Raw genomic sequence first — 14812 nt, 5'->3', positions numbered from 1 at the left:
AATGAAGTGCCGCTCCGCGGCAAAACACGGCCTGTTGGCCAAAAACCCGAATCGCGGGTTGAAAATGGGTGTAACACCCAAATATTTCTTATGATTAAATCTAGACTCATTCAGCGCATTTATTGTGTTCAATTAAACGCTTCGTGACAACCTTAACTGAAACATCGCACCCCGGGAGGCCCCATCGTGAGTTTATTCGACAAAAAGCATCTGGTTTCACAAACCGATGCATTACCGGGACGCAACACCCCTATGCCTGTGGCGACCTTACACGCCGTCAATAACCATTCCATGACCAACGTGCCGGAGGGAATGGAAATCGCCCTGTTCGCCATGGGCTGCTTCTGGGGCGTTGAGCGCCTCTTCTGGCAGCTGCCCGGCGTTTACAGCACGGCGGCGGGCTACACGGGCGGCTACACGCCGAATCCGACCTATCGCGAAGTCTGCTCCGGCGAAACCGGGCATGCGGAAGCGGTACGCGTGGTCTATGACCCTGCAGTCATTAGCTACGAGCAGCTCCTGCAGGTCTTCTGGGAAAACCACGACCCGGCGCAGGGCATGCGTCAGGGCAACGACCACGGCACACAGTACCGTTCGGCCATTTATCCGCTCACGCCTGAGCAGGACGCCGCCGCGCGCGCCAGCCTTGAGCGTTTCCAGCAGGCCATGCGTGAAGCGGGCGATACGCGCGAGGTGACGACGGAAATCACCACCGCGAAACCGTTCTACTATGCCGAGGACGATCACCAGCAGTATCTGCATAAAAACCCGTACGGCTACTGCGGTATCGGGGGCATCGGCGTCTGCCTGCCGCCACAGCTGGCCTGATTATCAGCCGTTAAATCGTCGCCCGTACCGGACAGCGCCACGCTGTCCGGTCTTTTTTATGCCAAATTGTGACCTCTGGCAGATTTACATCTCTTTACGCTATACTACCCGCTGAAATAATCGGCTCAACGCTACGAGCTGATTTTCAATGTGTTTTCACACAAATGGTATCAACTCCCCTTCTGAGGATCTGGCGAGAAGCCGGATAAACTATGTTAAACAGTATTTTAGTAATACTTTGTCTGATTGCCGTCAGCGCATTTTTCTCGATATCCGAGATCTCGCTGGCCGCGTCCCGTAAAATCAAACTGAAGCTGCTTGCCGATGAAGGCAACATCAATGCTACCCGCATCCTGAAAATGCAGGAAAACCCCGGCATGTTCTTCACCGTGGTGCAGATTGGCCTCAACGCGGTCGCCATTCTTGGCGGTATCGTGGGCGATGCGGCGTTTTCCCCGGCGTTTTATAGTCTGTTTGTGAAGTACATGTCCGTTGAACTGGCCGAACAGCTGAGCTTTATCCTCTCCTTCTCGCTGGTAACCGGCCTGTTCATCCTCTTTGCAGACCTGACCCCGAAACGCATCGGTATGATTGCGCCAGAAGCTGTGGCTTTGCGTATCATCAACCCGATGCGCTTCTGTCTTTACGTGTTTCGTCCGCTGGTATGGTTCTTCAACGGTCTGGCGAACGTGATTTTCCGCATCTTTAAGCTGCCAATGGTGCGTAAAGACGACATCACCTCTGACGACATTTATGCGGTCGTGGAAGCCGGCGCGCTGGCCGGGGTGCTGCGCAAGCAGGAGCACGAGCTGATTGAGAACGTATTCGAACTGGAATCCCGTACCGTGCCGTCTTCCATGACCGGCCGTGAGAACATTATCTGGTTCGATTTACATGAAGATGAGCAGAGCCTGAAGAACAAAGTGGCGCAGCATCCGCACTCTAAGTTCCTGGTCTGTAATGAAGATATTGACCACATCATCGGTTACGTCGACTCCAAAGACCTGCTGAACCGCGTGCTGGCAAACCAGAGCCTGGCGCTCAACAGCGGCGTGCAGATCCGCAATACCCTGATTGTGCCGGACACCCTGACGCTCTCAGAAGCGCTGGAAAGTTTCAAAACCGCCGGGGAAGACTTCGCGGTTATCATGAACGAATACGCGCTGGTGGTGGGTATTATCACCCTGAACGACGTGATGACCACGCTGATGGGCGACCTGGTTGGCCAGGGGCTGGAAGAGCAGATTGTTCAGCGTGACGATAATTCATGGCTGATTGATGGCGGCACACCGATTGAAGACGTGATGCGCGTGCTGGATATCGACGAGTTCCCGCAGTCCGGTAACTACGAGACCATCGGCGGCTTTATGATGTTTATGCTGCGTAAGATCCCGAAACGTACCGACTCGGTGAAGTTCTCCGGCTACAAGTTTGAGGTGGTGGATATTGATAACTACCGCATCGACCAGCTGCTGGTGACGCGCATCGACAACAAACCAACCGTACTGGTACCGAAGCTGCCGGACGCGGAAGAGAAGGTGTCGGCGTAAACTCCCTGCCCCACATACATCAACGGCTCCCATTGGGAGCCGTTTTTTTTAACTACTGCATAGCACGTTGGTTAAGCCATCTCAGTCTGCAGACGCATAACCTGACGGTTGACTTCGGACATCACAGACAGGTGCTGTTTGTCCTTCACTTTTGGGACAAGGATCTTGCCCTTATCAAACTCAAAAGCGCCAACATCCTTGATGTACAACCGTCCACGGAACAGGATCTTCACGTACTTCGCCACCTGAAGCGGGTTGTAGCGTTGGAAAATTTTCATTCTTGTATCTCCTGCGAATCATACGCTCTTGCGGTGCCACAATCGGCCCGACTGTCCTGAGCGCAAATTTTAATGCCCAATGACTATAGACCAGAACTACGGTGTTACCCAGTGTGCATAAGTTTATTTACCGTTTGATTACAATTATTCAGAATAATCTTTGCAAAGCGTGACCGGGCGCAGTATAAGCCGTCGTTTTTTCATGGATATGTGCGTTCGCCCGCAAACTGGCATCGGGATTGCGGGAAAACCACATTGATCGCACTTATGATTAAAAGCGCAAGACCAAGTGGTCGGATCACCTGCAAACAATAAGGAAACGCCATGACCCTACGTAATATCCTTGCAGCAGCCTGCCTGCTGCTGCCCCTGTGGGCTTCCGCTCACAACATTGAAAAAGGACAACGTGTACCGCCAGTCGGCATTGCTGACCGGGGAGAATTGATTCTCGACAATGATAAGTTTAGCTACAAACCCTGGAATAGCGCGCAGCTCGCGGGCAAAGTGAGAGTTGTACAACATATTGCCGGTCGTACATCCGCAAAAGAGAAAAATGCCAACCTGGTGGAAGCGATCAAGGCCGCAAAATTCCCTCACGACCGCTACCAGACGACCACCATTGTTAACACCGATGACGCCATTCCGGGCTCCGGAATGTTTGTGCGCTCCAGCCTTGAGAGTAATAAAAAGCTCTATCCGTGGTCGCAGTTTATCGTCGACAGCAATGGCGTAACCCGTAAGGCCTGGCAGCTGGAGGAAGAGAGCTCCGCGATTATCGTGCTGGATAAGGAAGGTCGCGTACAGTGGGCGAAAGACGGCGCGTTAACCCAGGAAGAGGTGCAGCAGGTTGTCGACCTGCTGCATAAGCTGCTGGCTCAGTAAATAGAGACGCGGAAGCCGGGGTTGAGGAAGGATTCGCGCGGGGTATAGTCCAGCGGCTTGCCCTGCCAGTCATGAACGTGCGCCCCGGCGGCCGCAGCAACGGCATGACCTGCCGCGGTATCCCAGACGTTGGTTGGCCCAAAGCGAGGGTAGAGCTGCGCGTGGCCTTCCGCCACCAGGCAGAATTTCAGCGATGAGCCAATCGAGGTGGTCTGGTGTTCACCCAGCTGCTGCAGGTACTCCTGCAGTTCGCTGTCGCTGTGCGAGCGGCTAATCACCACCAGCGGTGGACGCGCATCGCGCACCTGGATCTGCTTGCGCACGCCGCACTCTTCCTTCCACGCCTTCCCTTCTGCAGCGCTGTACATCACCTTCATTACCGGCGCGTAGACCACGCCCAGCACCGCTTTGCCCTTCTCAATCAGGGCGATATTGACGGTGAATTCACCGTTGCGCTTGATGAACTCTTTTGTCCCGTCCAGCGGATCGACCAGCCAGTAGCGCTGCCAGTGCTGGCGCTCGTCCCAGCTTTGCGGCGCTTCTTCTGACAGAACGGGGATGTCCGGCGTTAAGGCCTGTAACCCTTCCAGGATCACCTTATGCGCCGCGATATCCGCCGCCGTGACCGGAGAGTCGTCGGCCTTGCTGACCACCTCCATAGGTTTACTGCCGTCATACACCTGCATGATGGCATCTCCCGCATCCCGTGCGAGCTGACAAATTTTATCTAGCATTTTCCACCTCTTTGTTAACGCAGTGAGGTTAACTCTTTGTTTTAGTTATATCGTAATGTGAACAATTCCGCTATCTGTGAAGCAATTCCGGTTTCAGGTTACTTTTTTCTGTCAGGATTCACATTTCTGTAAGCAACAAGCTATAGATACATACTCTTTTGTGGTCTTCATCGAAAAAAGGACTCCTCTGATGATTAAGTTTAGTGCAACGCTTCTGGCGACGCTGATTGCAGCAAGCGTACAGGCGGCGACGGTAGATCTGCGTATTCTGGAAACGACCGATCTGCACAGCAACATGATGGACTTCGACTACTACAAAGATACCCCAACGGAAAAATTCGGCCTGGTACGCACGGCAAGCCTGATCGATGCGGCGCGTGGCGAAGTGAAAAATAGCGTGCTGGTCGACAATGGCGATCTCATTCAGGGCAGCCCGCTCGGGGACTACATGGCGACCAGGGGACTGAAAAAAGGCGAGATCCATCCTGTTTATAAAGCGATGAACACCCTGGATTACACCGTCGGCAACCTCGGTAACCACGAATTTAACTACGGTCTGACATACCTGCACGATGCGCTCGCCGGTGCGAAATTCCCGTACGTTAACGCCAATATCATCGACGTTAAAACGCAAAAGCCGCTCTTTACCCCTTACCTCATTAAAGAGACAAGCGTCGTCGACCAGGACGGTAAAAAACAGACGCTGAAAATCGGCTATATCGGCTTTGTGCCGCCTCAGATCATGACGTGGGATAAAGCCAACCTCGACGTTAAAGTGACCGTTAACGACATCACCGAAACCGCGCGCAAATACGTGCCGGAAATGCGCGAAAAAGGCGCCGATCTGGTGGTCGTTGTCGCCCACTCGGGCCTCTCAGCCGATCCTTATCAGGCCATGGCAGAAAACTCCGTTTACTATCTGAGTGAAGTCCCGGGCGTCGACGCGATCCTGTTCGGCCACGCCCATGCGGTCTTTCCGGGCAAAGATTTCGCCAGCATCAAAGGCGCGGACATTGAGAAAGGGACGCTCAACGGCGTGCCGTCGGTGATGCCGGGCATGTGGGGCGACCATCTTGGCGTGGTGGATCTGGTGCTGAACAACGACGGCGGCAGCTGGAAGGTGACGCAGTCAAAAGCCGAAGCGCGCCCGATTTACGACGCTGCGGCTAAAAAATCTCTGGCGGCGGAAGATAAAAAACTGGTCGACGTGCTGAAGCACGATCACGACGCCACGCGCGAATTCGTCAGCAAGCCGATCGGCAAATCCGCCGACAACATGTACAGCTTCCTGGCGCTGGTGCAGGATGACCCGACCGTTCAGGTCGTCAACATGGCGCAGAAAGCCTATGCCGAACACTTTGTGCAGGGCGATCCGGATCTGGCAAAACTGCCGGTTCTGTCAGCCGCTGCGCCATTCAAGGTGGGCGGGCGTAAGAATGACCCGGCAAGCTATGTTGAAGTCGAAAAGGGCCAGCTGACCTTCCGTAACGCTGCCGATCTCTACCTCTACCCGAACACGCTGGTGGTGGTAAAAGCGACGGGCCAGGAGGTGAAAGAGTGGCTGGAGTGCTCTGCCGGACAGTTTAATCAGATTGACCCGCACAGCAGTAAGCCGCAGCCGCTGATTAACTGGGACGGCTTCCGTACCTATAACTTCGACGTGATCGACGGCGTGAACTATCAGATTGACGTCACCCAGCCGGCGAAATATGACGGCGAGTGTCAGGCGATTAACCCGCAGGCGGAGCGCATCAAAAACCTGACCTTCAACGGCAAGGCGATCGACCCGAATGCCACCTTCCTGGTCGTGACCAATAACTACCGTGCCTACGGCGGCAAGTTTGCCGGTACGGGGGATAGCCACATCGCCTTTGCCTCGCCGGACGAGAACCGCTCGGTGCTGGCGGCGTGGATCAGCGCGGAGTCGAAGAAGGCGGGCGAAATTCATCCGGCGGTGGACAACAACTGGCGTCTCGCGCCGATCCACAGCGATACGAAACTGGATATCCGCTTTGAAACGTCGCCGTCCGATAAGGCAGCCGCGTTCATTAAGGACAAGGCGCAGTATCCGATGAAACAGGTCGCAACGGATGATATCGGGTTCGCGATTTATCAGGTGGATTTGAGCAGGTAAAAGCAAAACGGCAACGCACGTTGCCGTTTTTAGTGTTTGTTCCCTCTCCCTGTGGGAGAGGGTCAGGGTGAGGGCATCAGGCCGCACATACCCGGCTTTTACGCCGCACGATCGTCCCTGTTCGCCATCACCTTCGGCGTATTCACCTCAATCCAGTCCGCCAGCGCGGCAACCTTCTCGCTCACCTCAACGCCCAGCGGCGTCAGGCTATACTCTACGTGCGGCGGCACCACCGGATACGACACGCGATCGACAAACCCGTCCAGCTCCAGCGCCTGGAGTGACTGGGACAGCATCTTTTCGCTCACCCCGCCCATTTTACGGCGCAGATCGCTAAAGCGATGCGTTCCCTGGCGCAGGGCCAGCAGAATCAGAACACCCCAGCGGCTGGTCACGTGTTTGAGCACCTCGCGTGAAGGACACTGTTCCGCGAAAAGATTGCCATCGCGCATTTGTTCGCTGAGCGTCGGTATCGTTGTTTTCATACTTACCTTTTTGTATGTACTTACTAAAAGTTAGCTATGGTGCTAGTGTGCCACAACACCAGACAAACACGAAGGAGATTCATCATGATCGCGATTACCGGCGCTACCGGCCAGCTTGGCCATCTCGTTATCGAACAGCTGCTGAAAACCGTACCGGCCAGCCAGATTGTGGCCATCGTACGTAACCCGGCGAAAGCGCAGGCCTTAAGCCAGCAGGGAATTGTGGTTCGTCAGGCGGACTACACGGATGAAGCCGCATTCACCGCCGCGCTGAGCGGCGTTGATAAGCTGCTGCTGATCTCTTCCAGCGAAGTCGGCCAGCGCGCAGCCCAGCACCAGAACGTGATTAACGCCGCCAAAACGGCAGGCGTGAAATTTATCGCCTACACCAGCCTGCTGCATGCGGACAAATCACCGCTGGGTCTGCACGTTGAACACGTTGCCACTGAAAAAGCGCTGGCGGCGTCCGGCATTCCTTATGCCCTGCTGCGCAATGGCTGGTATACCGAAAACTACCTGGCGAGCGCGCCGCCTGCCCTGGAGCACGGCGTGTTTATTGGTGCGGCAGGCGAAGGCAAAATTGCCGCTGCGACCCGTGCTGACTATGCCGCGGCGGCAGCCAAAGTGATCGCTGAAGAAGGCCATGCTGGCAAGGTCTATGAACTGGCGGGCGACCACGGCTGGACGCTGAGCGAACTGGCGGCTGAACTCAGCAAGCAGAGCGGGAAGCCGGTAACCTATCAGAACCTCAGTGAAGCGGATTTTGCCGCCGCGCTGAAAAGCGTCGGCCTGCCTGCCGGGCTGGCTGATATGCTGGCGGACTCTGATGTGGGTGCATCCAAGGGGGGACTTTTTGACGATAGCCATACGCTGAGCAAACTGATCGGGCGTGCGACTACGCCGCTGGCGCAGAGCATTAAAGCCATTCTTTAACGGTGTCACCGTTCTTTCCTGCGGCCGGGTGATTTCCCTTACCCGGCCCACTCATATTGATTAATAATAAAAACAGATATAACGATTAAAAGTCCGGATATTCTTTATCCGTCGCGTACGTTATCGGTTTTTCAAATCCAGGAATGGTGATGCCATTCATATCAATCTTAATATCTTCCTCATTTATCCTCTGCTGGCCGAAAAGATAAATGATATTGAGTTCACCCTGCGACGCCGCCTCGTCGTACGCGTTAGCCTGACTTCGCACCTGGCGGTTACGCTGCTGATATTCCGCAAACACCGCGTCGCCATAGCGTTTGCGCAACCATTGATGGGTAAGCTTTGGCGAGTAAACCACCCCCGTAGCATTATTCCCGCCAAAGCCTTTTGAATTTATAAAGGCGATTTGTCCCTGGCCCTCCTCTAATTTGCAGTCCTGAAGAGGAATGGTTAAGCGTGCGTTGTTCACCTGCGGCGAAATGTGCGACACGCTTTTAATGCCCGGCAAAATACCGTAGCGGAAGACGCCGAGGCAGCTTATCAGCTGGTCGCCGCTGGCGGGGCCCAGGGAGTGGCCGAGATACGATTTCACCGCCGTCACCGGCCAGTCGCGAATCGAAAAGGCTTGCGCAACGCGGTCAAAAATATCCGCCTCGGAGACGCAATTCTTCGGCGTGCTTGATCCGTGCGCCTGAATAAACGATCCCTTCTGCACCGTCTCCATCCCGGCCATCGATACCGCAGAGGCTACGGCTTTCGCCATGGTGATGTAGTTCCCCGGCCCCGGCGACGCAATAGAACGTTTAAAGCCGTCAGCGTTGATGAAGACATTCCCCACCGAACCGTGGATCTCCGCGCCAAGCTGCAGCGCCAGCTCGTCGTCCATTAACACAACATACTGGCTGGATTCTGCGATAACAAAACCGCAGCTGTTGCCAAACGGGCGGCTGCTGTTGCGCCAGTCGGCCGTTTCCGTTTCATCAATGTGCTTAAGCTTGCTCTCCGTTGCCAGAGCGCCCATGGCATCGAAGCCTTCAATCACTTCTGAGGTAACCGGCGCTTCGGCGCTGCCAACGACGGCCACGCGAATGCGCCCCGTTTTGATATCTTCGACTGCCGCATTCAGGTTATACAGAAACGTGGCGCACGCCCCCAGCGTGGCGCTGGTATGACCGACGCTACCCAGCACATAGGCATTGAGGAAATCGGCGCACATGCTGTTCAGGCCCAGCGGGCACTGTTTGGCGCTGACGCGATGGCCTTTCAGGCGCGACTGCAGCATTCCGCCAAAGCCATAATCGTCGAGCTGCCCCATGATATTGCCCGAATAGACGCCGAGCTGATCCGGCGTGATTTTGGCCTGCACCTCTCGCCACGGGATCCCCAAGGCGTTGATGGCGTCTGACGCCCCGACAATCGCCATCTGTAACGCCCGCGGATGGAACTGCGAATTGTAGTGGTCGCCCGGGCGGAATCCCTGCGGCAACAGCCCTGCAGCCTGAACCTCCGTGCGCAGCAACGCCTCAATTCTACAGTCCATCTCTCCCTGAACGGTAATACGGACGCGCCGCTCCGCTAATTCCTCAACGTGCCATCCCGGCGGTAAGGGTTGAGGTAATTGTCTGGCAGATATATTAAAACTGAATCCCTCTTCGCCTGAAGCCATATTCAATTTTGCATGGCTGACAATAGCATCAACATCAAAATAGTCGCGCGTAATTTTTCTGATAAGGGTTCCCTCAAGCGCCTCGTCTTTTATCCTCGCGGCGGCCTGAGCAGGCGTAAATCTTTTACCGGAAATATCGCAATATCCACCTTCATCATATTTAAGCACGCCCATCAGAATGGCTAACGATAATAATGTTTCCTGCCTTTCCTTTTCCGATAATGACTCAATAATCGTGCGACGAAATGCATGATGTGAAGAACTACGACCAGCTGGACCATAGCCGCCAAAAGCCGTTATTACGGGTAATTTCACCATAATTCATCCTCTCGTGGTCGTGGATTTATTTTATTAAGTAAGTGCGATAATTTCAGATATTAGTTTACAAATCACCAACAATAGCTAATATGAAAATCCAGCCAAAATGCTGACTTTTTTGGCCACGGCAACGATGAGCTACCAAAAATAATAGCCAAAACAGGTATTAATCAAAAATGACAAATACACAAATAGGATTTGTGTTATGTGAACGCATGCTAAGTTCCGGTCTCAGTCTTCCGATTGAAATGTGGAAAGCGGCAGCCAGTAGCTATTTAGCTGAGCAAAAAACAACATCCCACGCAGGCACGCATAAACCGGAGAAGTCGCCCTTCAGGCTCTGTCGCCCGGAGAATATTCTGAAGGTGAATACCATTGGCATAAACAGCGAGCCCATCCTGACGCACAGTGGCTTTAGCATTACCGCCGATACCACCCTTGCCGCAGACAGGCACTATGACGTGATCTATCTTCCTGCCCTGTGGCGCAATCCTCGCGCGGTGGTCAGACAACAGCCTGAACTCCTGGAATGGCTGACCGGGCAGGCCGCGCGAGGAACCCGCATTGCCGCCGTCGGAACGGGCTGCTGCTTTCTCGCGGAGTCGGGACTGCTCGACGAGAAACCCGCCACCACCCACTGGCACTACTTCAAACAATTCTCGCGCGACTACCCCAGCGTAAAATTACAAACAAAACATTTCCTCACTCAGGCCGATAATATTTACTGCGCCGCAAGCGTTAAGGCCCTGTCAGATCTGACGATCCATTTTATAGAAACGATATACGGGAAACGTGTTGCCACACATACTCAACGGACATTTTTCCATGAAATTCGTAGCCAGTTTGAACGTCAATGTTACAGTGAAGAAAACAAGCCCCATCCGGATGAAGATATTATTCAAATTCAAATCTGGATAAAAGCTAACTGCGCTTCGGATATATCCATGCAAAGTCTTGCAGATATGGCCGGCATGAGTTTGCGCAACTTTAATCGCCGCTTTAAAAATGCCACCGACATGTCCCCACTTCAGTATTTATTAACCGCCAGAATTGAATCCGCCATGACAATGCTGCAATCCACCAATCTGTGTATTCAGGAGATTGCAAATGCGGTTGGATATCAGGATATTGCGCACTTTAATCGCCAGTTTAAGCATAAAACAACGGTTTCACCGGGGGATTACCGTAAGACCGTCCGGGCAAAGATGTTTAGTGCATAAACTGCAGTCATCTCTGATAATGAAAAGATGACCACGAGGAGGCTCAACGTGCAAGGCGTACCAGAACAGTTTAATGATGAAAGAGACAGCGCGCGCTTTCGCCATCTGGCGCAGCTGCCGGGCCTGGAGCTTTATCACGCGCATATTTCTGACTACGCCTTTGAGCCTCACACCCATGAAGCCTTCGGGATCGGCACGATTGAAACCGGCGCCGAACGCTTTCGCTATCGCGGCACCCAGCATCTCGCGGCGGAAAAGTCCGTCGTCACCATGAACCCGGACGAGATCCATACCGGCGAATCCGCCACCGAAGGCGGCTGGCGCTACCGGATGGTCTATATCGAACCCAATCTGCTGGAAGAGGTGACCGGACTCCGGCACTGGTGGTTTAGCGATGTCACGCGTCATGACCCGCTGCGCTCGCAGCAAATCGGCAGGCTCATTTACGGCCTGTGGCACACTGACGATCCGCTTGCGCAAAAAGGATTGCTGCTGGACCTGATTGAGACCTTCCGGCCGCTGGCCCATCACGCGCCGGTGATTCAGGAAGGCGCGCACCGCTTCGAACGCGTGCGCGAGTATCTGCACGACAACTATATGCGCGCCCTGACGCTGGACGAGCTGGCCAGCGTCGTTTCGCTCAGCCCGTACCATTTCCAGCGCCAGTTCAAAGCCCATTTTCACGTTACGCCGCACCAGATGCTTATGGCCATTCGCCTCTGGCGCGCCAAAGCGTTCCTCACTCACGGCATGCCTGCGGCAGAGGTCGCCGCCGCAACCGGGCTGACCGACCAGTCCCATTTAACCCGCGCGTTTACCCACCGCTACGGCATTACGCCCGTGCGCTACCAGAAGCAGGTCACCCGGCGCTAATGCGCAACCTCATACAATACGCGCGCATTTTCCCCTCCTACACTGCATACAGCGTAAATACCTGTGGATGGAAAAATGATTAGTGGAGTGTTGTATGCCCTGCTGGCCGGGATGATGTGGGGGCTGATTTTTGTCGGCCCGCTGATCGTGCCCGAGTATCCGGCAATACTGCAGTCGACCGGACGTTATCTGGCGCTCGGGCTGATTGCCCTGCCTCTGGCGTGGCTGGGACGCGCGCGCCTGCGTCAGCTCAGCCGTCAGGACTGGGGCACCGCGCTGGCGCTGACCATGATGGGCAATCTTATCTACTACGTTTGCCTCGCGAGTGCCATTCAGCGCACCGGTGCGCCGGTATCTACCATGATTATCGGCACGCTGCCGGTCGTCATTCCCGTCTTTGCGAACCTGCTCTACAGCCACCGCGATGGCAAACTGGCCTGGTCGAAAATGACACCGGCGCTGGTATGCACCGCCGTGGGGCTGGTATGCGTCAATATTGCCGAGCTTCGTCACGGGCAGGCGGAAGTTGACCTGTGGCGTTACGGCTCTGGCATTGTGCTGGCGTTCATTTCCGTGGCGTGCTGGGCATGGTATGCCCTGCGCAACGCGCGCTGGCTGCGGGAGAACCCGGACAAGCACCCGATGATGTGGGCGACGGCGCAGGCGCTGGTCACGCTGCCCGTCTCGCTGGTGGGCTATGCCGGCGCGTGCATCTGGTTAGGCCATCAACAGCCAGACTTCGCCCAGCCCTTCGGGCCAAGACCGTGGGTGTTTATCGGCCTGATGGTGGCGATTGCGGTGCTGTGCTCATGGGTGGGCGCGCTGTGCTGGAACATTGCCAGCCAGAAGCTGCCGACGGTGATTTTAGGGCCGCTGATTGTCTTCGAAACCCTGGCCGGACTGCTTTATACCTTCCTGATGCGCCAGAGCGTGCCGCCGCTATTTACGGCCTGCGGGATCGCGCTGCTGGTGGTGGGGGTGGTGATGGCGGTAAGGGCGAAGCCGGAAAAACCGAGGGTCGTTCCGGCGTCGGAGGTGTAATTTTTGCCGGGTGGCGGCTCAGCCTTACCCGGCCTACAAGGGGCCGTTTTGTAGGCCGGGTAAGCGCCAGCGCCACCCGGCATGATGTTAAAAAGTTTCCCAGTTCCCTTCAGACGCCGCCGCTGCGGGCTGCGCCTTAGGCACATAGGTTTTCACCGGCGCCGCTTTGACCGCCTGGTTGCGGGTGATTTTGAACACCGCCACCGCTTCGTTCAGGCGTGCAGCCTGATCTTCCAGCGCCGCCGCCGCGGCCGCAGACTCCTCTACCAGCGAGGCGTTCTGCTGGGTCACGCGGTCCATCTCGGCTACTGCCTGACCCACCTGGTCGATACCGCGGCTCTGCTCGTCAGAGGCCGAGGCAATTTCACCCATGATGTCGGTGACGCGGGTGACCGCATTGACGATCTCTGCCATCGTCTCCCCGGCTTCGTTAACCAGCTGGGAGCCCGCGTTCACGCGCTCGCCGGAATCATCGATCAGCGCTTTGATCTCTTTCGCCGCCTGGGCGCTGCGCTGGGCGAGAGTACGGACTTCCCCTGCCACCACCGCAAAACCACGGCCCTGCTCGCCCGCGCGCGCCGCTTCCACCGCCGCGTTCAGCGCCAGGATGTTAGTCTGGAAGGCAATACCGTCGATCACGTTAGTAATTTGCGCGATTTTACTGGAGCTGGTGGCGATTTCGTCCATGGTACGCACCACGCCTTCCACCACGTTACCGCCCTTCTTCGCCGTTGAGGAAGCGTCCAGCGCCAGACGGGACGCCTGACGCGCGTTATCGGCGTTCTGCTTCACGGTTGCCGTCAGCTGTTCCATGCTGGCTGCCGTTTCTTCCAGAGACGCGGCCTGCTGCTCGGTACGGGAAGAGAGATCGTTACTGCCGGCAGAGATTTCGCCTGCACCGGTGTAGATGGTATCCGCACCTTCACGCACCACGCCCACGGTGTTCGCCAGCGAGGTCTGCATCTCCTGAACGTTGCGCGCCAGGATAGCCATCTCATTTTTACCGTCAGCCTGAATCGGCTGGGTTAAATCCCCTGCCGCAATGGCGCGAATATGGTTAATCACCTCTTCCAGAGGCAGCAGCAGCACGCGGCGCATGGCTACCCAGCTGGAAATAATCACCACAATCACCAGCAGCATGACCGCAGAGAAGATCCACAGGATGTGCTTGTAATCACTTTCATTATCCTGAATGCCTTTATCGGTGAGCGCAGCCTGCGCTTCACGCCATTCACGGTAAACCGTCTGCATCGCGTTTTGCTTTTGTTCTGCATTCTGCTTGAACATATCTTCCAGATTGCCCTGGCTCAGCAAGACGTTCATTTGCGTCAGCGTGGCAGAGTAAATGCGGTACTGCTCTTCGAGCCGGTTAGCCAGGTTCTCGTCCAGACCTGGCGTATTCGGCAGGGCATAGTATTTATCGTAATGGACCTGCGCTTCAGTCAGCAGATTTTTCGCCGTCGTCACCAGCTCATTCAGCTGACCGCCGTTAATTTGCGAGGCCATGCTGCTTTGCAGGCGCAACATCCCGCGGTTCAGGGTGACGCGTGCCTGGTTCAGACTGATCCACGCATCGGTAAACTCCGCCACGTTCTGGCTGGAGAGCTGCGACACGGTGAAGTTGTCTTTATCGTTGTTCAGCGCGTTGATAAAGATACCGGCGGAAATCACTTGCATGATGCCGAGCACAAGCAGCACCGAAATCAGAAGGGTAATGACTTTTATACGTTTAAACATGCGTTGCCTTTGTTATATGCAGGTTTGTCTGACGTGGATATATCGGCAGGCGCGGCGGGTTGTTTACTGTTTCTACACCTTTAAAAAGTTTCTAAACCACTTTCCTAAGTCCATTCAGAGAGTTAAACGGGGT

Annotated in this window: 13 protein-coding genes; 8 read left to right on the top strand and 5 right to left on the bottom strand. The window is 55.3% G+C overall.

What is annotated here, in order from left to right:
- The first annotated feature begins 186 nt into the window (after positions 1-186).
- Together msrA and P346_RS02280 are read left to right on the top strand one after the other, a co-directional pair.
- On the top strand, positions 187-828 hold the full coding sequence (gene msrA / locus P346_RS02275) for a peptide-methionine (S)-S-oxide reductase MsrA (protein WP_029741954.1): 642 nt from the start codon (positions 187-189) through the stop codon (positions 826-828).
- A 212-nt stretch (positions 829-1040) separates the two neighbouring features.
- The gene (locus tag P346_RS02280; protein ID WP_032662457.1) at positions 1041-2378 is read left to right on the top strand and encodes a hemolysin family protein; all 1338 of its coding nucleotides are present in this window, start codon (positions 1041-1043) and stop codon (positions 2376-2378) included.
- A 71-nt stretch (positions 2379-2449) separates the two neighbouring features.
- On the opposite strand, the gene P346_RS02285 is transcribed toward P346_RS02280, so the two are convergent.
- Positions 2450-2656, bottom strand: a complete 207-nt coding sequence (locus P346_RS02285; RefSeq protein ID WP_008501430.1) for a DUF1107 domain-containing protein — start codon at positions 2654-2656, stop codon at positions 2450-2452.
- A gap of 324 nt (positions 2657-2980) precedes the next feature.
- Between P346_RS02285 and P346_RS02290 the strand changes: the two genes are divergently transcribed.
- On the top strand, positions 2981-3538 hold the full coding sequence (locus P346_RS02290; protein WP_023310161.1) for a YtfJ family protein: 558 nt from the start codon (positions 2981-2983) through the stop codon (positions 3536-3538).
- Here the strand turns inward: P346_RS02290 and cysQ are convergent.
- Complete coding sequence (cysQ, locus tag P346_RS02295; protein WP_032662456.1) at positions 3532-4272, bottom strand: 3'(2'),5'-bisphosphate nucleotidase CysQ; 741 nt, start codon at positions 4270-4272, stop codon at positions 3532-3534. The genes P346_RS02290 and cysQ overlap by 7 nt on opposite strands.
- Positions 4273-4462: 190 nt before the next feature.
- Between cysQ and P346_RS02300 the strand changes: the two genes are divergently transcribed.
- On the top strand, positions 4463-6406 hold the full coding sequence (locus P346_RS02300) for a bifunctional 2',3'-cyclic-nucleotide 2'-phosphodiesterase/3'-nucleotidase (RefSeq protein WP_032662453.1): 1944 nt from the start codon (positions 4463-4465) through the stop codon (positions 6404-6406).
- Between the two features lie 98 nt (positions 6407-6504).
- Here the strand turns inward: P346_RS02300 and P346_RS02305 are convergent, their stop codons facing one another.
- The gene (locus P346_RS02305; RefSeq protein ID WP_023334278.1) at positions 6505-6891 is read right to left on the bottom strand and encodes a winged helix-turn-helix transcriptional regulator; all 387 of its coding nucleotides are present in this window, start codon (positions 6889-6891) and stop codon (positions 6505-6507) included.
- Between the two features lie 84 nt (positions 6892-6975).
- On the opposite strand from P346_RS02305, the gene P346_RS02310 reads away from it, so the two are divergent.
- On the top strand, positions 6976-7824 hold the full coding sequence (locus tag P346_RS02310; protein WP_032662451.1) for an SDR family oxidoreductase: 849 nt from the start codon (positions 6976-6978) through the stop codon (positions 7822-7824).
- 85 nt (positions 7825-7909) lie between these two features.
- Here the strand turns inward: P346_RS02310 and P346_RS02315 are convergent, their stop codons facing one another.
- Positions 7910-9364: a beta-ketoacyl synthase gene (locus P346_RS02315; RefSeq protein WP_233456567.1), complete on the bottom strand. Its 1455-nt coding sequence runs from the start codon at positions 9362-9364 to the stop codon at positions 7910-7912.
- A gap of 620 nt (positions 9365-9984) precedes the next feature.
- Between P346_RS02315 and P346_RS02320 the strand changes: the two genes are divergently transcribed.
- The 3 genes from P346_RS02320 (at position 9985) to P346_RS02330 (ending at position 12942) form a co-directional block, all read left to right on the top strand.
- The gene (locus P346_RS02320) at positions 9985-11028 is read left to right on the top strand and encodes a GlxA family transcriptional regulator (protein WP_032662447.1); all 1044 of its coding nucleotides are present in this window, start codon (positions 9985-9987) and stop codon (positions 11026-11028) included.
- Between the two features lie 48 nt (positions 11029-11076).
- The gene (locus P346_RS02325; RefSeq protein WP_032662444.1) at positions 11077-11901 is read left to right on the top strand and encodes an AraC family transcriptional regulator; all 825 of its coding nucleotides are present in this window, start codon (positions 11077-11079) and stop codon (positions 11899-11901) included.
- A gap of 75 nt (positions 11902-11976) precedes the next feature.
- Positions 11977-12942, top strand: coding sequence for a DMT family transporter (locus tag P346_RS02330; RefSeq protein ID WP_032662441.1), 966 nt, complete (start codon positions 11977-11979; stop codon positions 12940-12942).
- 87 nt (positions 12943-13029) lie between these two features.
- On the opposite strand, the gene P346_RS02335 is transcribed toward P346_RS02330, so the two are convergent.
- A complete protein-coding gene (locus P346_RS02335) occupies positions 13030-14679 on the bottom strand; it encodes a methyl-accepting chemotaxis protein (RefSeq protein ID WP_032662439.1) in 1650 nt (549 codons plus the stop codon).
- Positions 14680-14812 lie beyond the last annotated feature (133 nt).

Origin of the sequence: Enterobacter sp. DC1 (genome assembly GCF_000568075.1) — a bacterium.
In the GTDB taxonomy this organism is placed as follows: domain Bacteria; phylum Pseudomonadota; class Gammaproteobacteria; order Enterobacterales; family Enterobacteriaceae; genus Enterobacter; species Enterobacter asburiae.
The sequence above is the reverse complement of the archived record's forward strand: the minus strand, read 5'-3'. Positions and strand labels throughout refer to the sequence as shown.

Coding starts and splice junctions, on each gene's coding strand:
- P346_RS02280 (WP_032662457.1), top strand. CDS start 1,041: ATGTTAAACAGTATTTTAGTAATACTTTGTCTGATTGCCGTCAGCGCA.
- P346_RS02285 (WP_008501430.1), bottom strand. CDS start 2,656: ATGAAAATTTTCCAACGCTACAACCCGCTTCAGGTGGCGAAGTACGTG.
- P346_RS02290 (WP_023310161.1), top strand. CDS start 2,981: ATGACCCTACGTAATATCCTTGCAGCAGCCTGCCTGCTGCTGCCCCTG.
- cysQ (WP_032662456.1), bottom strand. CDS start 4,272: ATGCTAGATAAAATTTGTCAGCTCGCACGGGATGCGGGAGATGCCATC.
- P346_RS02300 (WP_032662453.1), top strand. CDS start 4,463: ATGATTAAGTTTAGTGCAACGCTTCTGGCGACGCTGATTGCAGCAAGC.
- P346_RS02305 (WP_023334278.1), bottom strand. CDS start 6,891: ATGAAAACAACGATACCGACGCTCAGCGAACAAATGCGCGATGGCAAT.
- P346_RS02310 (WP_032662451.1), top strand. CDS start 6,976: ATGATCGCGATTACCGGCGCTACCGGCCAGCTTGGCCATCTCGTTATC.
- P346_RS02315 (WP_233456567.1), bottom strand. CDS start 9,364: ATGGACTGTAGAATTGAGGCGTTGCTGCGCACGGAGGTTCAGGCTGCA.
- P346_RS02320 (WP_032662447.1), top strand. CDS start 9,985: ATGACAAATACACAAATAGGATTTGTGTTATGTGAACGCATGCTAAGT.
- P346_RS02330 (WP_032662441.1), top strand. CDS start 11,977: ATGATTAGTGGAGTGTTGTATGCCCTGCTGGCCGGGATGATGTGGGGG.
- P346_RS02335 (WP_032662439.1), bottom strand. CDS start 14,679: ATGTTTAAACGTATAAAAGTCATTACCCTTCTGATTTCGGTGCTGCTT.